The 19,583-nt window shown below is 63.4% G+C and carries 23 protein-coding genes and 1 tRNA gene; 14 read left to right on the top strand and 10 right to left on the bottom strand.

Translation table 11 applies throughout. From position 1 onward, the window contains the following. Window positions 1–10: 10 nt before the first annotated feature. Complete coding sequence (locus GC148_RS05995) at window positions 11–730, bottom strand: alpha/beta hydrolase (protein WP_291069573.1); 720 nt, start codon at window positions 728–730, stop codon at window positions 11–13. A 109-nt stretch (window positions 731–839) separates the two neighbouring features. Here GC148_RS05995 and GC148_RS05990 point away from each other — a divergent pair, with 109 nt between their 5' ends. The 8 genes from GC148_RS05990 (at window position 840) to GC148_RS05955 (ending at window position 8,242) form a co-directional block, all read left to right on the top strand. Beyond that, window positions 840–1,985: a cysteine desulfurase family protein gene (locus GC148_RS05990; protein WP_291069572.1), complete on the top strand. Its 1,146-nt coding sequence runs from the start codon at window positions 840–842 to the stop codon at window positions 1,983–1,985. A gap of 17 nt (window positions 1,986–2,002) precedes the next feature. Further along, window positions 2,003–3,547 carry a Fe-S cluster assembly protein SufB gene (gene sufB, locus GC148_RS05985; RefSeq protein ID WP_291069571.1) on the top strand — a complete coding sequence of 515 codons (1,545 nt, stop codon included), beginning with the start codon at window positions 2,003–2,005 and terminating at the stop codon, window positions 3,545–3,547. 240 nt (window positions 3,548–3,787) lie between these two features. Further along, window positions 3,788–4,549: a Fe-S cluster assembly ATPase SufC gene (gene sufC / locus GC148_RS05980; RefSeq protein WP_291069570.1), complete on the top strand. Its 762-nt coding sequence runs from the start codon at window positions 3,788–3,790 to the stop codon at window positions 4,547–4,549. After that, window positions 4,546–5,757: a SufD family Fe-S cluster assembly protein gene (locus GC148_RS05975; RefSeq protein WP_291069569.1), complete on the top strand. Its 1,212-nt coding sequence runs from the start codon at window positions 4,546–4,548 to the stop codon at window positions 5,755–5,757. The genes sufC and GC148_RS05975 overlap by 4 nt, the downstream gene beginning before the upstream one ends. Next, the gene (locus tag GC148_RS05970) at window positions 5,723–6,970 is read left to right on the top strand and encodes a cysteine desulfurase (RefSeq protein WP_291069567.1); all 1,248 of its coding nucleotides are present in this window, start codon (window positions 5,723–5,725) and stop codon (window positions 6,968–6,970) included. Before GC148_RS05975 ends, GC148_RS05970 begins: the two co-directional genes overlap by 35 nt. A gap of 8 nt (window positions 6,971–6,978) precedes the next feature. Further along, complete coding sequence (locus GC148_RS05965) at window positions 6,979–7,362, top strand: SUF system Fe-S cluster assembly protein (RefSeq protein WP_291069565.1); 384 nt, start codon at window positions 6,979–6,981, stop codon at window positions 7,360–7,362. A gap of 35 nt (window positions 7,363–7,397) precedes the next feature. Next, entirely contained in the window at window positions 7,398–7,757 is a 360-nt protein-coding gene (locus tag GC148_RS05960; RefSeq protein ID WP_291069563.1) for an iron-sulfur cluster assembly accessory protein, read from the top strand. Beyond that, window positions 7,754–8,242 carry a DNA-deoxyinosine glycosylase gene (locus GC148_RS05955; protein ID WP_291069561.1) on the top strand — a complete coding sequence of 163 codons (489 nt, stop codon included), beginning with the start codon at window positions 7,754–7,756 and terminating at the stop codon, window positions 8,240–8,242. Before GC148_RS05960 ends, GC148_RS05955 begins: the two co-directional genes overlap by 4 nt. Here the strand turns inward: GC148_RS05955 and GC148_RS05950 are convergent. The 4 genes from GC148_RS05950 to purC form a co-directional block, all read right to left on the bottom strand. After that, window positions 8,239–9,045, bottom strand: a complete 807-nt coding sequence (locus tag GC148_RS05950; RefSeq protein ID WP_291069559.1) for a 1-acyl-sn-glycerol-3-phosphate acyltransferase — start codon at window positions 9,043–9,045, stop codon at window positions 8,239–8,241. The two genes, GC148_RS05955 and GC148_RS05950, sit on opposite strands and share 4 nt — an antisense overlap. A 25-nt stretch (window positions 9,046–9,070) precedes the next feature. Next, window positions 9,071–9,682 (bottom strand): TetR/AcrR family transcriptional regulator, encoded by a 612-nt coding sequence (locus GC148_RS05945; RefSeq protein ID WP_291069557.1) that lies wholly within the window; start codon window positions 9,680–9,682, stop codon window positions 9,071–9,073. Between the two features lie 187 nt (window positions 9,683–9,869). Next, the gene (gene purS / locus GC148_RS05940; RefSeq protein ID WP_291069556.1) at window positions 9,870–10,115 is read right to left on the bottom strand and encodes a phosphoribosylformylglycinamidine synthase subunit PurS; all 246 of its coding nucleotides are present in this window, start codon (window positions 10,113–10,115) and stop codon (window positions 9,870–9,872) included. After that, on the bottom strand, window positions 10,112–10,888 hold the full coding sequence (purC, locus tag GC148_RS05935) for a phosphoribosylaminoimidazolesuccinocarboxamide synthase (RefSeq protein ID WP_291069555.1): 777 nt from the start codon (window positions 10,886–10,888) through the stop codon (window positions 10,112–10,114). The genes purS and purC overlap by 4 nt, the downstream gene beginning before the upstream one ends. Window positions 10,889–11,068: 180 nt before the next feature. Between purC and GC148_RS05930 the strand changes: the two genes are divergently transcribed. Then, window positions 11,069–11,398, top strand: coding sequence for a DUF1476 domain-containing protein (locus GC148_RS05930; protein WP_291069553.1), 330 nt, complete (start codon window positions 11,069–11,071; stop codon window positions 11,396–11,398). Here the strand turns inward: GC148_RS05930 and GC148_RS05925 are convergent, their stop codons facing one another. From GC148_RS05925 to GC148_RS05915, 3 genes are all read right to left on the bottom strand, one after another. Continuing rightward, entirely contained in the window at window positions 11,399–12,427 is a 1,029-nt protein-coding gene (locus tag GC148_RS05925; RefSeq protein WP_291069551.1) for a family 16 glycosylhydrolase, read from the bottom strand. Window positions 12,428–12,487: 60 nt separating this feature from the next. Then, window positions 12,488–13,114, bottom strand: a complete 627-nt coding sequence (locus GC148_RS05920) for a 5-formyltetrahydrofolate cyclo-ligase (RefSeq protein ID WP_291069549.1) — start codon at window positions 13,112–13,114, stop codon at window positions 12,488–12,490. A gap of 252 nt (window positions 13,115–13,366) precedes the next feature. Next, window positions 13,367–14,449, bottom strand: a complete 1,083-nt coding sequence (locus GC148_RS05915; RefSeq protein ID WP_291069548.1) for an esterase-like activity of phytase family protein — start codon at window positions 14,447–14,449, stop codon at window positions 13,367–13,369. A gap of 82 nt (window positions 14,450–14,531) precedes the next feature. Between GC148_RS05915 and GC148_RS05910 the strand changes: the two genes are divergently transcribed. The 5 genes from GC148_RS05910 (at window position 14,532) to GC148_RS05890 (ending at window position 18,157) form a co-directional block, all read left to right on the top strand. After that, entirely contained in the window at window positions 14,532–15,053 is a 522-nt protein-coding gene (locus tag GC148_RS05910) for a helix-turn-helix domain-containing protein (protein WP_291069546.1), read from the top strand. 105 nt (window positions 15,054–15,158) lie between these two features. After that, window positions 15,159–15,233, top strand: a tRNA-Gly gene (locus tag GC148_RS05905). A 333-nt stretch (window positions 15,234–15,566) separates the two neighbouring features. Then, window positions 15,567–15,785: a helix-turn-helix transcriptional regulator gene (locus tag GC148_RS05900; protein ID WP_291069545.1), complete on the top strand. Its 219-nt coding sequence runs from the start codon at window positions 15,567–15,569 to the stop codon at window positions 15,783–15,785. Beyond that, a complete protein-coding gene (locus GC148_RS05895) occupies window positions 15,785–17,095 on the top strand; it encodes a type II toxin-antitoxin system HipA family toxin (protein ID WP_291069543.1) in 1,311 nt (436 codons plus the stop codon). The genes GC148_RS05900 and GC148_RS05895 overlap by 1 nt, the downstream gene beginning before the upstream one ends. A gap of 111 nt (window positions 17,096–17,206) precedes the next feature. Continuing rightward, on the top strand, window positions 17,207–18,157 hold the full coding sequence (locus tag GC148_RS05890) for a DUF2285 domain-containing protein (protein WP_291069541.1): 951 nt from the start codon (window positions 17,207–17,209) through the stop codon (window positions 18,155–18,157). Between the two features lie 255 nt (window positions 18,158–18,412). Here GC148_RS05890 and GC148_RS05885 read toward each other — a convergent pair whose 3' ends face one another. Both GC148_RS05885 and GC148_RS05880 read right to left on the bottom strand, forming a co-directional pair. Continuing rightward, the gene (locus GC148_RS05885) at window positions 18,413–18,820 is read right to left on the bottom strand and encodes a hypothetical protein (protein WP_291069540.1); all 408 of its coding nucleotides are present in this window, start codon (window positions 18,818–18,820) and stop codon (window positions 18,413–18,415) included. A 201-nt stretch (window positions 18,821–19,021) separates the two neighbouring features. Beyond that, window positions 19,022–19,396, bottom strand: coding sequence for a helix-turn-helix transcriptional regulator (locus GC148_RS05880; RefSeq protein WP_291069664.1), 375 nt, complete (start codon window positions 19,394–19,396; stop codon window positions 19,022–19,024). Window positions 19,397–19,583: the final 187 nt, after the last annotated feature.

Here is a 19,583-nt window from a genome sequence, read left to right as displayed (position 1 = left end):
CGGGCGGCTCCTATTCTTCGAAGTCTTCGTCGTCCTCGACGACATCGGCATCGACGCTTTCTTCCGCTTCGAGGCGCAGCTGGTTTTCTGCCTCGTCGAGACGGCGCAGCAGGTAGTCCTCACAGACACCGATCAGCTCTTCACGCTTGTCGACGTAGAAGTGGTTGGCGCCTTTGACCTTTGCACGGTCGACCTTGTGGCCCTTCTGGACGCGTACCTTGGTCAGTGCCCGTTCGACGTCTTCCGGCGTGGCGATCGTGTCGGCATCGCCGGTAACGATCAGGCCCGAGGCCGGGCAGGGCGCGAGGAAGGACAGGTCGTAGTGGTTGGCCGGCGGCGAGATGGCAAGGAAGCCGTCGATCTCCGGGCGGCGCATCAGCAGCTGCAGCGTGATCCACGCGCCGAAGGAGTAGCCGGCACACCATACAAGGCGCGGGCTTTCGGACAGGTTCTCGAGATAGTCGAGTACGTAGGCGGCGTCTTCGAGTTCGCCGATACCCTGGTCATACACGCCCTGCGAGCGCCCAACGCCGCGCGAGTTGTAGCGCAGCACGCCGAAGCCGTGTTTCTCGAACAGCTGGTACAGCATGATCGTGACCGGATCCTGCATCGTTCCGCCCGCTTTGGGGTGCGGATGAAGGATCAGCGCAATCGGCGCGCCCGGATACGGGGGCTCAGTATAGCGTGCTTCGATCCGCCCTTGCGGGCCCGGAATGATGATTTCTGCCATCTGATCCTCGGTTTTTTCCAGTGAAGCGGGCGAGATAGGCCAAATCGGCAGGAAAATGCAAATTTTTCTGCAGGTGCGGCATTGGCCGGAAAAGCCTATATAGAGCGGCATGATCTATGCCGACTACAACGCCACCGCCCCGATGCGGCCCGAAGCGCGCGAGGCTCTGCTGGCCGCGCTGGCGCTCGGCCCGGCGAATCCCTCGTCGGTGCACCAGGCCGGACGGGCAGCGCGGGCCGTGGTGGAGAAGGCACGAAGCCAGATCGGCGGCGCCATCGGCTCGCGCGCCGAAGATATCCTTTTCACCAGTGGGGGCACGGAATCGCTGGCTCTGGCAGTGCACGGGTCCGTTCTGGGCCTGGACAGCAAGGCCACGCTGATCGTTTCCGCGATAGAGCACGAGGCTACCGGCAAGGCCGCTGCCCGGGCCGGCGTGCCGATGGAAACGGCTTATGTCGGCCCCGATGGCCGGGTGGACCTTGCAGACCTGAAAGCGCGCCTTGAGGGTTGGGATAAGGCCGCGAAGGGCACGCCCATCCTCGCGCTGATGCTCGCCAACAACGAGACCGGCATCCTGCAGCCGGTTGCGGAGGCGGCTGGGCTGGTGCGGGCCGCAGGCGGGCTGACGATCTGCGATGCGGTGCAGGGGCTCGGCAAAGTGGCGGTCAATGTAGCCCTTCTGGGCGCCGACTATGTGGCGCTGGCGGCGCACAAGATCGGGGGGCCGCAGGGTGTCGGCGCGCTGTGGCACAGAGCCGGGGCGCCGTTGATGGCGCTGCAATATGGCGGCGGGCAGGAACGCGGTCTGCGGTCCGGTACAGAGAACGTGGCAGGGATCGCCGGATTTGGCGCCGCCACCGAGGCCGCCGTGCGCGACCTTTCGAAATATGCTACGCTGCTCAAATACCGGGATGCGATGGAAGCGCGGCTCAAGGCCGAAGGCGGCGTCACGGTGATCGGCGAGAACAGCCCGAGGCTCGCCGGCACGTCGAACTTCGCCCGGCCTGGCTTTCGTTCCGAAACGCAGGTGATGGCGATGGATCTCGCCGGGATATGCGTATCGGCCGGATCGGCCTGTTCGTCCGGCAAGGTGAAACGTTCGCTTGTGCTGATGGCCATGGGCGCCGATGACGCCCTTGCGGAATCGTCGGTCCGCACCAGTTTCGGGTGGGACACAAAACCGGAAGACTTCGAGCGCGTCGCTGACGCCTGGCTCGAAGCGGCCCGGCGAACCGTATTGAAGGAAACCGCGTGATGGATTGCTGCGGCGGAATGGATGAACATGACGAGACCTGCACCGAAGTGAAGGTGAAGGACGGCGTCGATGCGGGCACGGTCGCGGCGGCGAAGCGCCTCGAGTCCGAGAACTATTCGGCCGGCTTTGTCACCGATATCGAAATGGACTTCGCGCCGAAGGGCCTGACCGAAGACACGGTGCGCTTCATCTCGGCGAAGAAGGAGGAGCCGGACTGGCTGCTGGAGTACCGCCTTGAGGCGTACCGCCGCTGGCTCACGCTTGAAGAGCCGACCTGGGCGCGGGTGAACTATCCGAAGATCGACTACCAAGCCTATTATTACTACGCCGCTCCAAAGAACTCCGCGAAGTACAAGTCGCTGGACGAAGTGCCGAAAGAGATTCTCGACACCTACGCGAAGCTCGGCATCCCGCTGCGCGAAGCAGAAGTCCTGCTGGGCGTCGAAGGAGCGGCTGAGACGGCCGCAACGGCGCGCGAGAAGCCGCGCGTAGCGGTCGATGCGGTGTTCGACTCGGTATCGGTGGCGACCACCTTCCGGGAAGAGCTGAAGAAAGCCGGCGTGATCTTCATGTCGATTTCCGAAGCCGTGCAGGAATACCCTGATCTGGTGAAGAAATATCTCGGCACGGTTGTTCCGGCGACGGACAATTTCTTTGCGACCCTGAACGCGGCGGTCTTCTCTGATGGCACGTTTGTCTATGTGCCCAAGGGTGTGCGCTGCCCGATGGAGCTGTCGACCTATTTCCGTATGAACGCGGAAAGCACGGGCCAGTTCGAACGTACGCTGATCATCGCGGATGAGGGGGCGTATGTCTCCTACCTCGAGGGCTGCACCGCGCCGATGCGCGACGAGAACCAGCTGCACGCGGCCGTGGTCGAGCTGGTCGCGCTTGACGATGCCGAGATCAAGTATTCGACGGTCCAGAACTGGTGGCCGGGCGACGAGAACGGCAAGGGCGGCATCTACAATTTCGTGACCAAGCGCGGCGACTGCCGCGGGGCGCGGTCCAAGATTTCCTGGACGCAGGTCGAGACCGGCTCTGCGATCACCTGGAAGTATCCGTCCTGCGTGCTGCGCGGGGATGACTCGGTCGGCGAGTTCTATTCGATCGCGGTCACCAACGGTCGCCAGCAGGCCGATACCGGAACAAAGATGATCCACCTCGGCAAGCGGACGAAGAGCCGGATCATCTCCAAGGGCATCTCGGCCGGCAGGTCAGACAACACCTATCGCGGCCTCGTTTCGGTGCACAAGAAAGCCGAAGGCGCGCGCAACTTCACCCAGTGCGATTCGCTGCTGATCGGCGACAAGTGCGGCGCCCATACGGTGCCCTATGTCGAAAACCGGCGCGCCGACGCGCAGCTGGAACACGAGGCGACGACGACGAAACTGTCCGAAGACCAGCTGTTCTATGTCCGCCAGCGCGGGATCGGCGAGGAGCAGGCAGTCGCCCTTCTGGTCAACGGTTTCGTACGCGAAGTGCTGCAGGAACTGCCGATGGAATTCGCAGTCGAGGCCCAGAAACTGCTGGAAGTCAGCCTTGAAGGCAGCGTCGGTTAACGCGCCACTCACCTGACAGGCACGGAACTTGCTGCGTTCTCCCCCGAAACGGCCATTCCGAGCCGTCCGGGAGGACCCCATGTGGAAAGATCTGCTCGCGCTCGCTGTGATTGCCGCGACGGTGTTTGTGGCCCCGTTGATGGCCGCAGCCGCCTGAAATCCGGGGAAACACGCATAGCGCACGGGGCATAACGCCGCTTTGTGCTTTCAAATCATGCCGGGGCGCCCTAAATCCCCGGCATGTTGAAGATCGAAAATCTGTCCGCCACAGTCGGCGAAGGGGAGGGGGCAACCGCCATCCTCCATGGGCTCTCCCTGTCGGTGCCCACCGGCGAAGTGCACGCCATCATGGGCCCCAACGGCGCGGGTAAATCCACGCTGTCCTATGTCCTGACCGGACGCGAAGGCTATACAGTCACCGGCGGCACAGCGACGCTGAACGGCGAAGACCTGCTCAGCCTCGATCCTGAGGCGCGGGCGGCGAAGGGCATGTTCCTGTCATTCCAGTACCCGGTCGAAATTCCCGGTGTGCCGGTGATGACCTTCGTGCGCACTGCCATGAACGCCCAGCGCAAGGCGCGCGGCGAGCCGGAAATCTCCGCGCCGGAGTTCATCAAGAAGTCCCGCGAGATCGCCAAGGTGCTGAGCCTTGATCCCGAGATGCTGAAACGGCCCGTGAATGTCGGCTTTTCCGGCGGCGAAAAGAAACGCCTCGAAATCTACCAGATGATGATGCTGGAGCCGCGCTTCATGGTGCTGGACGAGACCGATAGCGGGCTCGACATCGATGCGCTACGGACCGTTGCCGAGGGCGTCAACGCCCTGCGCTCGCCGGAGCGTGGCATGCTGGTGATCACGCACTACCAGCGCCTGCTCGACTATATCAAACCGGACAAGGTGCACGTGCTCGCCAAGGGCCGCATCATCAAGACCGGCGGGCCGGAACTCGCCCACCGGCTTGAGGCCGAGGGCTATGACGGCGTGCTCGCGGAGGCCGTGTGAGTACCGCCCTCAAGGATCTGATCCGGAATCCGACGGTTGCCGAACTGGAACTCGTCGCGCGCTATGCGGCCCTGAAGGCCGACGCGCGGCGCGAGCGGCTGTTCGAGGCCTTCGCGCAGACGGGCCTGCCGGGGCGGCGCGCCGAGAATTGGCGCTGGAGCGATTTCAAGACGGCCGTCGGCCAGCTCGATACGCCGAAGGCGCCGCCCGCGCGCGACCCACTCGCCCGCGATGGCGTCTCCACGTTGCGGTTCACGCCGGCAGGTTTCGTTGCGCCGGCGTCGCTGCCGGCGGGCCTGCGCCTTTTAGCCAAGGAGGACGTGCAGGCCATGGGCGGGGCGGAAGAGGCCCCGCTGGGGGCGCTGGCTGCGGCCCTGTCCGGCACTGTGCTTGTGGATGTCAGCGCTGGCGCAGCGGTGCATCTGCATATGGTTTTCCAGGGGCCAGGCGCGATCAACGCCGCGCGCGTGGTTTTCCTGCTTCGTCCGGGGGCGCAGCTTCATGTCTCCGAGAGCCATCTGGGCGGGGCGGCCTTCTCCACCGCGCTGGTCGAGTTTACCCTCAACAAGGGCGCGCACCTTCACCGTACGCTCTATCAGGCGGGCGGCGCAGATGAAGCGCAGGCCGTCACCGCCTTGATCGAACAGGACGAAGGCGCCGAAAGCGTGCAAACGGTTCTGGCGCTCGGTGCCCGGATCGCGCGGATCGAATCGCGCCTGGTGCACCGTGAGACGGGCTCGAAGGCGACGCTCAATGCCGCCTATCTCGCAGGCGCCGGCCGGCATGCTGACATTACCACGCATGTGCGCCACGGCGCGCCGGCGTGCACGACCCGGCAGGCCACCAAGGGCGCGGTGCTGGCTGGCGGGCGCGGCGTCTTCCAGGGCAAGTTCCTCGTGCCGCGCACGTCGGGCCAGCAAACCGATGCCTCGATGCAGCACAATGCGCTGCTGCTGGAAGAGGGCGCCGAAGTGTTCGCGAAGCCCGAACTCGAGATTCTTGCGGATGACGTTCAGTGTGCGCACGGAAATACGTCTGGCGCGCTCGATGGGGCGCAGCTGTTCTACCTGCGTCAGCGTGGCATCCCGCTCGCACAGGCGCGCGCAATGCTGACCGAAGCATTCATCGCCGAAGCGCTCGAAGGCGCCGGCGAGCTTGAGGAGGTCCTGCGCCATGAAGCGCAGGCCTGGCTCAGCCATGTCTCGTAATTTCGACCTCGCCTCCATCCGCGCCGAATTTCCGATCCTCGCCCGGGATGTGAACGGGTATCCGCTGGTCTATCTCGACAATGCCGCCAGCGCGCAAAAGCCGGATGCGGTGATAGATGCGATGGCAAAACAGGCCCGCACTGCCTATGCCAATGTCCACCGGGGCCTGCACACGCTGGCCAATGAGGCAACGGCAGCCTTCGAGGCTGCGCGCGGGACCGTCCGCGCCTTCCTCAATGCGCCGTCTACGGACAATATTGTCTTTACCAAAGGTTCGACTGAAGGTATCAACCTGGTTGCCTCGGCGCTGGCTGGCCGGATCCAGCCGGGCGACGAGATCGTGCTGTCGATCATGGAGCATCATTCCAACATTGTGCCCTGGCACTTCCTGCGCGAGCGCCACGGGGCCGTGTTGCGCTGGGTAGGTCTCACCGAAGACGGCGCGTTGGACATGGACGCGATGGCCGCCGCGATCGGCCCGAAGACGAAGATGGTCGCCATCACGCAGATGAGCAACGTGCTGGGCACGGTGACGGATATTGCTGCGATCACGAATCTGGCTCACGCAGCGGGCGCTGAAATCCTCGTCGATGGAAGTCAGGCGGCCGTCCACATGAAGGTCGATGTGCAGGCGCTGGGCTGTGACTGGTATGTGTTCACTGGCCACAAGGTTTACGGGCCGACCGGTATCGGCGCGCTGTATGGCACCGCCGAAGCGCTGGACCGCGCCCGGCCCTATCAGGGCGGCGGGGAGATGATCGAAATCGTCGCCATGGACCGCGTCACCTACAATACCGCCCCGCACAAGTTCGAAGCCGGCACGCCGCCGATCCTCGAAGCGGTCGGCTTGGGTGCGGCGCTGCGCTGGATGGGCGAATTTGATCCCGCCGAAGTGGCGGCCCACGAACATACCCTCTATGCCCGCGCGCGTGAGGCGCTGCGGGGCATCAATGGCCTTACGGTGCACGGCGAAGCGCCGGGCAAGGGCGCTGTATTGTCATTCAGCCTCGAGGGCGCCCACCCGCACGACATCGCCCAATTGCTCGACCGGTACGGCGTGGCGGTCCGCGCCGGCCATCACTGCGCGCAGCCCCTGATGCAGCATCTGGGTGTCACGGCTACGGCCCGGGCCAGCTTTGCCCTATATAATACGTCAGCGGAGGTCGATGCCTTCGCCGAAGCGCTCGCCAAGGCGCGGAAAATGCTGGTATAGGAAGCCATATGGCAGATGATCTTGCGTCCCGGGACACGATGAATGCGGCGGAATCGCCCGCAGAGTCGGCGATTCCCCAGGAAGAGCTCGACCGGATGACGGATGAGCTGATTGCAGCGTTCAAGACAGTGTTCGACCCCGAAATCCCGGTCGACATCTACGAGTTGGGCCTGATCTACAAGGTCGATATCGATGATGACCGCAAGGTCGATATCGAGATGACGCTGACCGCGCCCGGCTGCCCGGTAGCCGGCGACATGCCGGGCTGGGTCGAAAATGCCGCCAAATCGGTTGAGGGCGTGAACGATGTCGAGGTGCGCCTCACCTTCGATCCGCCCTGGACGCCCGCCCGCATGTCCGACGAAGCGCGCCTCGCGCTGAACATGCTCTGATTGAAGGAGAGGGCCCGAGCCCCCATCTTAAGACCATGGCCAGACGTCCCCGCCCGAAACCCGTGAAACTCTCCGACGCTGCTGCGGCGCGCGTGCGGGAGATCATGGATGAGCGCGGCCTGGGCTTTCTGCGCGTCGGCGTGAAGAATGGCGGCTGCGCGGGCATGGAATATGTCATGGACTATGCCGCCGGCCCCGAGCCGCTGGACGAAGTGGTCGAGGATAATGGCGTGACCATCCTGATCGACGCGAAAGCCGTGCTGTTCCTGCTCGGCAGCGAAGTCGACTACGAAATGACGCCGCTGCACGAGAAATTCGTGTTCCGGAACCCGAACCAGACCGACGCCTGCGGCTGCGGCGAGAGTGTCACGATCGTTCCTGCCGCGGCAGAATGATCGTCCGCAGCTTTGCGCCGATCTCGGCGCCGGACGCGAAGATCCTCATCCTTGGCAGTATGCCCGGCGTCGCCTCCCTTGAGGCCGGCCAGTACTATGCCCATCCACGAAATGCCTTCTGGCCCATCATGGGCGTGCTGTTCGGCGCCGGTCCGGACCTGCCGTATGCGGAGCGTGTAGTCCGGCTTATGGCCAGCGGCGTCGCGGTGTGGGACGTGCTGCAAGCCTGCGAGCGCGAGGGAAGTCTCGATTCGAACATCCGCTCGGAAGTGCCAAACGATTTTGCAGCCTTCTTCAGGGCCCATCCTTCTATCCGCCGCATCAGCCTGAACGGCGGCAAGGCCGCAGCGGCCTTCCGGAAACACGCCGCCCGCCAGGGGCCACCCTTGGCCGAAATCGTGACGTTGCCTTCAACCAGTCCCGCTCACGCGGCGCGTAGCGTCGGCATGAAGTGTGCGCTCTGGAAGGCGGCGCTCTTGCCCTAGGCCTTGCTGTAAGCGGCCAGGTCGTCCGGGGTTGGCTTGGCTTCGAAGCCGTTCGGCGGATCGGGGATCAGGATGGCGCGGCGGACCGGTTCGCCGGTGGCTTCGGCGACGAGTTCTGCCGTGCGTGCTTCGATCACTTCCGTCAGGCGGGCTATGAACTCGTCCTTGGGAAGGCCGGGCGGGATCGGTTCGAGGAACTCGATGATCGCCTTGCCGGTCCGCTTCGGCGCTTCCTGCTGCTGCCAGAATACACCGATATTGGTGGCCACCGGCACGACGGGCACGCCCATCGCCTCGGCCATGTGCCAGACGCCGGACTTATATCGGAAATGGTAGCCGATCGGGGCCAGGTGCCCTTCCGGATAGATCAGTACACGGCGACCATCATCCTTTGCCTTCTGCATGCCGTTGGCGAGCGAAGATGCCTTCTTCTCGCCGCCGCCGCAGGTGTCGATGACGATGGCGCCGAGCTTCTTGAGGATGCCGGAGACGAGCGGAAAACGCTCCAGGTGATCGCCCGTGACGAAGGCGAGGTTCGACACTTCCGGATAGACCAGGAAGCCGTCCCCCCAGCTCTGGTGTTTCGACGCAATCACGAAGGCGCCGTCCGGCAGGTTCTGCCGCCCGCGCACGTCCTTCTTGACGCCGGCGATCAGGCGCAGCGCCCAGTTCATGGCACGCGTGTAGCTCCTGATAATGGCGCGCACCGGCCCATGCCCCGGCCAGGCGAGGAAGGGCAACGAGACGAGCACATAGAGAACCGAGAGCAGCCAATAGGCCAGCTGGAACAGGGCGCCGCGCATGGGGGGATACTCCGTAGACGAAGGATCAGTTGGATTTGAGGACAGCGATGATGGCTCGGGCCATGGCCGGCGCGTGCTGTGACAGCGGGCCGGGCAGGCGGTTGTAGATCTTGTTCTGCCCCGCCTGCATCACGACGCCGAGCGCCATCGCTGCCTTCAGCGCCGGATCACCCTTCGGGATCGTACCGGCCGCCATCAGGCCGCCGATGATCCGTTCTGTCACCGAGACAGGATCGTCTTCGCGGCGCTTGTCGTAAGGCAGGTACCGGTTCAGCGAAACGAGATGGAAGGAAAAGAGAAGGAAGTCCTCGTCCGCCAGCTTGCAGTACGCGGTGACGGCTGCGAGCACTTTGTCTTCCAGCTTGCCGGTTCCGGACAGCGCTTCGGTCAGCAATTGCGACAGCCGCTGGTGAGTGGCCATGAACAGCGACAGGGCAAGCTCATCCTTGCCCTTGTAGTGGCGATACAGCGCACCTTCTGACACGCCGGCCTTGTCGGCGATCTCGCGTGTGGTGGCGGCATCGACGCCTTCATGGATGAACAGTTTCAGCGCCGCGCGCTCGATCTTCGGCTTCGCGTTTCGGGCGCGCTGCTTCGGTTCGGGCGCTTTGGGCTGGGTCGATGCGGGGCGGGCCATTCGGGGTTCTCCGATCCTGATGGGAAGAGCATACCAGCCCGACCCGGCGTTTGCAAGTGAATATTCGCTCACTAATCTGGTGAAATATTGAACAGCCGGGAAACCATGTTCCGCGCGCAGGTGCGCCAGAAATGAAAAACGCGCCGGCGGGCGGCGCGTTTTGTCCGGTCTGCAAGGGCGCTCCACCTCAGGCGAGCAAGTCGATCCGGTAGCTTTCGATGACGGTATTGGCGAGCAGCTTCTCGCACATTTCCTTGACGCGCTTTTCAGCGTCGGCTTTGGCGAGGCCGTCATCGAGTTCCAGCTCGATCACCTTGCCGACGCGCGCCGCCTCAACCTCGCCATAGCCCATGCGGGCCAGCGTGTCGGCGACAGCCTTGCCTTGCGGGTCCAGAACGCCGGACTTCAGGGAGACGTGAACGACGGCTTTCATTTGCTGCCTCCGGTGAAGCTGACGACGTTGTCCGTGTCGCCCGATTCCTTGATGATCCCAAGACGGCGGGCGACTTCGGCATAGGCCTCGGTGACGCCGCCGAGGTCGCGGCGGAAACGGTCCTTGTCCAGCTTCTCGCCGGTCTTGTTGTCCCACAGGCGGCAGCTGTCAGGGCTGATCTCGTCGGCCAGCAGAATGCGCGGCATGTCGTGATCGGTCTCGAAGAATCGGCCGAACTCGATCTTGAAGTCGACCAGGCGGATGCCCGCGCCCGCGAACAGGCCGGACATGAAGTCGTTCACGCGCAGCGCCAGGGCGATGATGTCGTCATATTCCTGCGGCGTGGCCCAGCCGAACGCGGCAATGTGCTCTTCCGACACCATCGGGTCGTGCAGGGCGTCGCTCTTGTAGTAGAACTCGACCAGCGGGCGCGGCAGCTGCTGGCCTTCCGGCATGCCGAGACGTGTCGACAGCGAGCCCGCGGCAATGTTGCGCACGACCACTTCCAGCGGGATGATCTCGACCTTCCGGATCAGCTGCTCGCGCATGTTGAGGCGGCGGATGAAGTGGGTCGGGATGCCGATGGCCGTCAGCTGGGTCATGATGAACTCGCTGATGCGGTTGTTCAGCACACCCTTGCCATCCAGAACGGCCTTTTTCTGCGCGTCGAAGGCGGTTGTGTCGTCCTTGAAGTACTGAATCAGGGTGCCCGGCTCCGGACCCTCATAGAGGATCTTGGCTTTTCCCTCATAGACGATGCGCCGTTTGCTCATTCTATCCGGCCCTTCCTGCAGTGCCTGGGACGTCTTGTTCCGGCGGAATCACCGGGCTGCGTCCCTGAAGGCGCGACTGTTACGCCAAGTCGGAGGCAGAAACAATTATTGCGAACATGCGCCCGCACGACCTATATGACCCCGGAAACCAGAACTCCTGCCGCAGAAAAGGGTACCTCCATGAGCTCATTTGATGATCGTGAACGCGCCGAGGAAGCCCGTTACGCCCTGGACCAGGAAACCCAGTTCAAGGTCGCAGCCCGGCGCAACAAGCTGCTCGGCCTCTGGGCCGCCGAACTGATGGGGCTCGATGCCACAGCCGCCGAAGCCTACGCCAAGACGGTGGTGATCGCCGATCTCGAGGAAGCCGGCGACGGCGACGTGATCCGCAAGGTCCTGGCCGACCTGAGCGCGGCCGGCGTCCAGCAGACCGCTCCGGCCATCGAGGAGCAGCTCGCGCGCCTGACCCCGATCGCCCGCGAGCAGATCACCAAGGATATCAAGGGCTGATCAGCGCCCCGGCTGGGCGGCAGGCTTGGTCGCCGGCTTGACGTAAGTGTCGCTGCAGCGGGGCGTATCGTGGCCCATCGGCGTGAATGACACGCAGTTGAACTGCGCGCCTGATCCGTCGCGGAAGCTGGCTTGGCCGTGCCAGCCTGCCATCGACGGTTTGCCGGTCCAGGCGCTGAACATGACCTTGCCGGCCGACACCGGGATCGCCGGATCGTCCGGCACGGTGGCATAAAAGGGCACGCCGTCGATGTACCAGGTGATGCCGTCAGGACGCCAGTCGAAGGCGTAAAGGTGCGGCGCTTCGCCGGCATCGAAGGGCAGGTCGAAGGTCGCCGGCTGGATGCTTTTGCCGTTCCGGAAATAGTTGAAGTGAACCTTGGTCAGGTCCTTGCCGAGGAATTCGATGTCGATCTCGTCATGCGGATCGCCGAACCAGGGGCCGGTATAGGTGAAGAAGGCCGTGACCAGGCCTGAACCCGACGCGGGCTGGATGATCGCTTCGTAGCGGCCATAGCTGTACTTCTTGCGCGATTGCATCTCGGCAGCGCTGTAAGGCAGCGCGGCCCCGGCCAGCCGGCGCACTTCCAGGAAGGCGCCGCCAGCGCGGCTGGCGATGTTTTCGGGCACCCAGTCGCCGCCATAGAAGCTGTCCGCATTGCCATGGTTGGACGCGTTGAAGATCGCGTCGCCGAGCGGCGATGCCAGTCTTGTGTAGAAACCCCCGTCGCGCGGGCGTTCGGGCGGCACCCAGACGGGCGCGGTCGTCGCGCCTGAGGCTGTGGGCTCAACCGGGCGCACCGTTCCGGGGCGGACCCAGGGATAAAAATCCGGGCCGGCCGGCTTAGCGGCGGCCGCAACGGCTACGGCAGGCGGAGCTGTTTCAGGTTGGGGCGCCGGCGTTGCGGCCGGGCGCAGCAACAGCAAGGCCAGCCCGACCACGGCAAGCCAGCTGGCGGCCACCAGCCCGTCAGCGCCGCGATCAGCGGTCTGCCAGGGGGTGGAGCGGGAAGGCGGGGTCGACGACAAGCGAAACGTCCTGGGTTAACGGCCCGCTAACCAGCAAATTTCGCGCCACGCGGGACTTTGTCAGGCGGCAGACCCGCCATCGGGAGCCGGCGTGGTTAAGGCCGCCCGGTTGCGCATCATGAACAGCGGCACCGATCCGATGGGCGTGACGGCCCAGTCCAGCGGCTGGTCGTGCGGTTCGGAGGGCACCTTGTCGATCTGCTGGGCGGCGTAGGCGAGCGCGCAGGCAAAGGCGCGGCCCTTGGTGCGCAGCACCGACAGCGCCTTGTCATAATGGCCGCGCCCATAGCCGAGGCGGTTGCCCTGCGTATCGAAGGCCAGCAGCGGGGTCAGCACCAGTGTCGGCGTCGCTTCCGGGGCGTCCTCAGGCGGCTCGGACAGGCCGAAGCCGCGCCGCTCCAGCGGCTCGCCCGGCGACCAGAGGCGCCAGCTGATGGTCCCCTCGGCGGTCATGCGCGGCAGGCAGGTTTCCGCGCCGGCCCGGATCAGCCGCTCCAACAGCGGCATCGGGTCCATTTCTTCGTTGATCGGCACATAGGCCGAGACGACCGGGCCGTAGCGCTCCAGCAGCTTCATCGGGAAGATGGCAGCGAGCTTTTCAGCGCCGTCAGGGTCACGTGCTGCCGCTTCCGCGCGCAACGTGCGCATGCGGTGGCGCAGGTTCGTCTTGTCGTCTTCAATACTCATGAGGGGCTTCTAGCGAGGCTTGGGCGCGCCGTCACCGAAGAAGGGACACAAGAACCGCAATCGCCGCTGGGCACATTTCACTCCCGTCGACCTAGAGACTAGGTGGGTGCCGGATGAGCCGAGGCCACAGCCCCGACCAGAGTGCCAACTCCCTGACGGTAAGTAAGGTCGCTGGAGATCAGTCCCTCGCGGGCGCCGCAGCCCTTGTGAATACTCAATGTAGTGATCGCCGGGGTGACTGGGAAGGGGGATTCACTCAGCGTCCGGAGCAAGGGTCACATCGAAGGCATACAGCAGTGTGCGCTGCAGGTTCGAGAAGTTGTCATCGGACACGATCCAGAGGCGCAGGATCCCGTCTTCCAGCGTCTGTGCCGCGAGGCCTTCGAAATTGTCCGTTATGACCGGCCGCGACAGCGTCAGCTGCTCGGTCTCGCCCGGGCCCCAGCTGAGCACCGAGCGGGCGCCGCGCAGCGGATCGAAGGCGCGGTAGAGGAAGACGTCGCGGTCGGAGCCGTCCGGCAGGCGGACGCTGTCCATTCCGACCAGCGCGAAGCCGTTCGGGTTGCTTGCGCGCTTGCCGGACCATTCGGACTTGCCGGTGGCCAGCACCCGGCCGATCGGCGAGAGGCCGGTCGAGGCGCCTTCATACCCGAAGCTGAGTTGGCCTTCCGGCGTCATCGCCAGCGCCTCCGGGCCCTCATTGTCGTCGATGCTGCGTTCGTCGAATGAGGCCGGCAGCGCCGAGATTTCCACAGCCTTCGCCTTGGCGCCGCAGGTGCCCAGCGCGAAAGCCTCGATGCGGAAATTGCGCTCGAAGCTGACGAAGGCGATGCCGCCACGATAGGCGAAGCCTTCGGCGTCGTTCTCGTACTTGCCGGACAGGAACTTGCCGCTCGCGCCGCGCATGTATGCGACGCTGGCGCTCGCAGGCGCGCCGTTCGTGATCCCGAGCTGGACCCAGCCACCCGCATCGGTGACTGCGATTAGGTGGCCCTCATCCTCGACCGCGAGGCCGGACAGGCCGCCGAAGTTTGGGTCATTGGCGTCCAGCTCCCAGGCGCCGGCCAGCTGGGCACCTGCCGGCAGGCGGCCCGAAAGCACTTCGGCCTGCTTAGTGTTGAGCGGCGAAACGGTCAGTTCCAGCGCCTGGAAGGCGGAGGCGCCCGTGTCATCCAGCGGGCACGAGGCGGCCCGGATCGCCGAGGTGGCGGCACCAGCCTGCCACAAGCCGGCCACGGACGGCTCCGCCGCCATCGGCTCGGTCTCGCCGCCGGGCGCGGCACACGCGGCGAAGGCCAGCAGGGACAGGGCGGCGATGGGGGCGGTGGGTTTCATGGGAGGAGATGTGCCTTCTGCTGTCTGGCCAGCCGGGTCGCACCCTTGCGCGACAAAGGAAAGGCAAAGTGCTGACGTTTTCATGAATCCGGTGCCGGGCGGGCTGGATTTAGAATCCGAACTCTTTCAAAACTTGCCGATGAGTCAGATTCCGCTAGCGCGCCGCTCCCCCATTCCGCCCGAGAACTGCAATCTCGCGCGCACGATCGAAATCATCGGCGATCGCTGGACGCTGCTGATTCTGCGCGCCGCGCTGTACGGTGTGCGCCGGTTTGACGATTTCCAGGCCGAGCTGCGCTGCCCGCGCACCGTGCTGTCAGGACGGCTGAAAACCCTCGTGGATGCGGGCCTGCTGACGAAAAAGACCTACAAGGTGCCCGGCAAGCGAGCCCGTCCGGAATACGTCCTTTCGGCCATGGGCCTGTCGTTGCGGCCGATTCTGGTGGGTCTGACTCAGTGGGGCGATGTGTGGCTGGGGCAGGGCGAGCAGCCCCCGATCAGCTTTACCAAGTTGGGCTCCAAGACGGCCATCCGCGCCGCTTTCGTCGACCCCGAGGGCCGGGAAGTGCGGCCCGACCAGATCCGCGCGGTGCTGCGGGGATAGGGGTAAGCCCCGCGATGCAGCCTGATTGTTTTTGGGTCTTGCAAAGCGCCAGCCTTCCGCTTATTCCCACCGCTCTGCCGGTCACGGCAGCCAATTCTTCAGGATGCGGGCGTAGCTCAGGGGTAGAGCACAACCTTGCCAAGGTTGGGGTCGAGAGTTCGAATCTCTTCGCCCGCTCCAGAAGAACTTAATAAAAACAGTGAGTTGGACGGGTCGCGAGAGCGAAACGCCTGCTTACTTTTTTCCGGAAGGGTCGCGAGTAAGCAAAAAATAAACAGCCTCCCGGGAGGCATCGTGAAAAGCTGTGGATTGTTTGGGCCTCTGGTCCTGATCGCTGGGCTGAAAGTCGGCGAGTGTTGCGGAATCGCTGCGAGCTTCTTCCGCTATGGCTCCTTTCTGCCGATACGCGATCGCGTATTAACTTGATTTATACGAGAATGCGTATAAGTTGGCTGTATGCGCGAACGCGTATAAAGCGGAGTTTCCATGACAGATCTCGTTCGAAGCCCGAGAATGGCAGGCGCTGTAGTCCGCAAGGCGCGGCTTGCCCAAGGCTTGACCCAGAAGGAACTCGCGGACCGCATGAACGTGCGCCAGGCGACGATCTCGAAGCTCGAAAGCGGGGAGCCGGCAACCCGGATGGCCGTTCTGTTCGATGCGCTTGCAGCCCTCGGCCTTGAAGTCAACGTTACAACGCGCGGCGGCAAATCGAACTTCGAGGAAGTGTTCTGATGGCGCGCCGGTCCAACGCTGAGGCCCTCGCAGTCTTTCTTAATGCAAAACCCGTCGGACGCCTGACGCGCACCGCCTCGGGCGCTGTTGCTTTCAGCTATGACGCTTCATGGCTTGACTGGTCGGGCTCAATGCCCGTTTCAATCTCATTGCCGTTGACCGGCGAAGTGTTTCGCGGTGCGCCTGTCATCAACGTTTTCGAGAACCTCCTGCCGGACGCCGCACAGATTCGCCGCCATCTCGCCGAGCGTTTGGGGGCAGGGGGCACCGACGCGTTTTCACTGCTCTCCGTTGCAGGCCGGGACTGCGTCGGTGCGCTTCAGTTCCTGCCGGATGGTGAGGCGCCTGAGCCCGCTGGAGAGGTCAGGGGCGAGGTGATGACCGAAGCAGAAATCGCAGCCCTCATCCGAAGGCTGCGGGTCGCCCCTCTCGGGATGGACCGCGAAGATGAAGACTTCCGGATCTCGATTGCCGGCGCGCAGGACAAGACCGCGCTCCTCAAGATCGGGGAGCAGTGGAAGCGTCCTGCCGGGACGACCGCAACCACGCATATCCTGAAGCCCGCCATAGGCGTCCTGCACAATGGGTTTGACCTCGCCGATAGCGTGCAGAATGAGTTCCTGTGCCTAAAACTCTGCTCGGCGTTTGGGCTTGAGGTCGCGGAGGCTTCAATTGAAAAATTCGAGGACCAGTTGGTCCTGAGCGTTACCAGATTTGATCGTCTGTGGACGGAGGACGGCCGACTGCTCAGGTTGCCGCAAGAAGATTTTTGTCAGGCGCTTTCGGTGCCTTCAACGCTTAAGTATCAACGAGATGGCGGGCCAAGCGTTCTGAACATATTGGAACGACTGAAGGAAAGTGACCGTCCCGCCGAAGACAGGCGAAATTTCCTGAAAGCACAGATGGTGTTTTGGCTCCTCGGCGCAACCGATGGGCATGCGAAGAACTTTTCGATTGCTCATCGCCCGGGCGGAGGTTTCAAGCTGACGCCGCTCTATGACATATTGTCTGCTCAGCCTCTGGCTGATGGGGGAAAGCTGAGGCGAAACCGGTTCAGGATGGCAATGTCCATCGGCGCAAACAACCATTACCGCATGGACGAAATCCAGGTGAGGCATTTCAAAGAGACAGCAGACACTGCCGGTCTGCCGGTCGGGACGGTTGAGGAGATTTGCGGAGAGCTTGAAAGGGGCATTCCGATCGTGCTCGATGAATTGGCATCCAGTGTCGGAAATCTCATTCCTGCGGCTCTAGTCGAAAGCCTGTCGGCTGGAGTCAGATCGCGTAAGCAGATCCTTGGAATGGACTGATCTTGTCCCGGCTCTGACAATGAAATTGAAACTCCGGTTAGCCTGCTCCGCGGGTCGCTCTCTGGGGGTTATGAGCGGACGCTACCGGGCGACTGCTAGGCGGCGGTCTTGGTGAACAAAGTCTTCACGCCAGAGGCGAAGGTTGATCAGAACATCACCCTGCAGGGGAAATTGGCACGTTGCTTGCTTTTCCATCAGCACGGGAGACGGCTGATGAGATTTCTTGAAACACGACAGCTGGGCGATGTTGCCCGGAAATACGACTACACATGCAAACTTGGAGCGGACCGCTGGGCCTGGGAATTCTGCCGGCGCGATCCGGAACTGCGCGACAAGGCACGCTTCTTCTCCTCCGGCGATTACATTTCTGAACGACCCGCTCCGTGCCCGGGATTGACGCTCCTGAAACTTCGCAAGCCAATAGCCGAGGCTGAGGCGTACGGTCTCTGCTTCTTTCCGGACCCGGATGATCACGCCATCGATGCCGATCTTTTCTGGTCTGCCGAACAGTACCCCCGCGACATCAGCGTCCACGTCGTCGACGCGGTCCCGGGCGAAGTTGATGAATACCAGATGCTCGCGCTCCAGCGCTGCCGCATCACCCATCTGACCTCGCATGACGGTAGCGAGCAGTTTGTTCTCCGCGGTGCCCGCTGCGCCATCCAGATCATGGCGCATGGGATATCGCTGCTCTCGCCGCAGCCTCACAAGATGGTCGTGACGATCGCGGGCAGTGAATGCATCGATACCAAGACGGACGTCCTCAAGAAGGCGCGCCAGGTCTATGATCGCTGTGAGGACAGCTCACCGCAATGGGCCCGAACTGGCCGCAGCCTGCGCGACGCGCTGATATGCCTGGACGCCAAAGAAGCCGGCCTCTCATATTGGGAAATGGCCGAGATCATCTTCGGATACGAACTTGTCGAAGCCAACCGCAACCGCGGATCGCGGGCGCTCAAGGACGCGATGCGCCGAAATCTTCTGCGCGGTGAAACCCTTCGTGGCGGCGGATACCGCGAACTGCTCCAACCAAAGACCAGAGGGTCTCTCCTGGCGGCCTGATCCTTTATAGCAGTCGCAGGAATCTAGCGATGGTTGTCTGCGGTCCGCCCGCGCTGAAGCGCGGGTCTGTCCGGCCTGACGGCCTGCCCGGAGAGGCTCACTGAGGATCCGGTCGTTCGTTCATGGGCAAGAGGCTGGGCCCCGCCGGCGGACGCGCGCGCCGCGCGCTTCCCACTGTCCGCAGGCCGCTCAAGGGTCTCTGTCGCACTGGTGATTGCGGCCAGAGGGGTCGCGGGCGCAGAACCCCGGCTGTGTTCAGGCAGCGCTTCGAGCCGGCACGAGGCGACGCATGACACCCGTGTGCTCATCCATCCGGAAATGCATCTCTTCCAGACCGGCAAGCAGATTCGGGTTCTGAGGCACCGTCCCCAGCTCAATGGTGATCGCGCCCCGCGAGCCCAGCCAGAGGCTCGCTTCCGCAATCAGCTCCTGGACGTCCGAATAGCTGCGGGGGCCGGCTTTCGCGAGAATGGCCGGGATGATGCCGGTTTCGCCGTCGAGGCAGAACCAGATGGCCGCCGTGATGCGTTCGCCCCGCAGACCGGCCAGGATCCTGACCCCTGAATCCAACTCGGGCAGGGCGCCGAGCCGGAGCCCGGTTTCGCTGAGCCGTGCCAGGGCAGCTGCGTCGCTCGGTCGATAATCTCGGATGTGTAGCGCCATGACAGGGAAGTCATGAAAAGATTCGGGTGGGGCAGGCGAGTCTTTATGCCGGGCTGCCTGAGACGAACCTTTAATAGCGTCCGCCTGCTATTAAAGGATCCGAGACAGTGCCAGTCGACTCGGCGCTCTTGAAAATGGCGGCCGATTCAAGGGGCGAGGCGACACACCAGGACTGTGCGCTTTGTCAGCGTTTGATTGGCCTCAATCCGACAACGCCTTCAGCACTTTCAGCATGGCCTTTAGCTTGTCCTCAGATTTGGTACGGCGCAAGCAGGCTTCACACTCAGCACGCACCTTGTCCGCGGCGCTCGATCTGCGTCCTTTCGTTCCCTCGACATCCATGAAGAACTCAAGGATTTCCGTACCAATCACGTCAGCGACGATCGGAAGCATACCCGCGCTGATGCGGTTGACGCCGGTCTCGTATTTCTGAAGCTGCTGGTGGCTGGTGCCGATCTGATCCGCCAGATCCTGCAGTGTCATGCCTGCGTCCAGTCTCAGTTTTCTGAGCTTGCGCCCCACGGCAATGTCGATGTCATTGGGAGACCTCGATCCCGGGGTTCTCTTTGCGGGCATGTTTGTCTGCGTCTCCCGGTAAACTTCTCTGGACTGATCCGTATATGACTGTGTTTCGGCGTGCAAGTTTGACCCCTTAGACGGGGTTATCGGCGTCCAACTTTGACCCCCCGTTTGGAGTGTTTGACCATCCGCGTTTTGGTAGCGGATGGAGCTGGAGTTGAAGGGCGTGGATACGATTGCGCGG

The sequence above is a fragment of the Hyphomonas sp. genome (assembly GCF_016125515.1).
Lineage (GTDB): Bacteria > Pseudomonadota > Alphaproteobacteria > Caulobacterales > Hyphomonadaceae > Hyphomonas.
The sequence above is the reverse complement of the archived record's forward strand: the minus strand, read 5'-3'. Positions and strand labels throughout refer to the sequence as shown.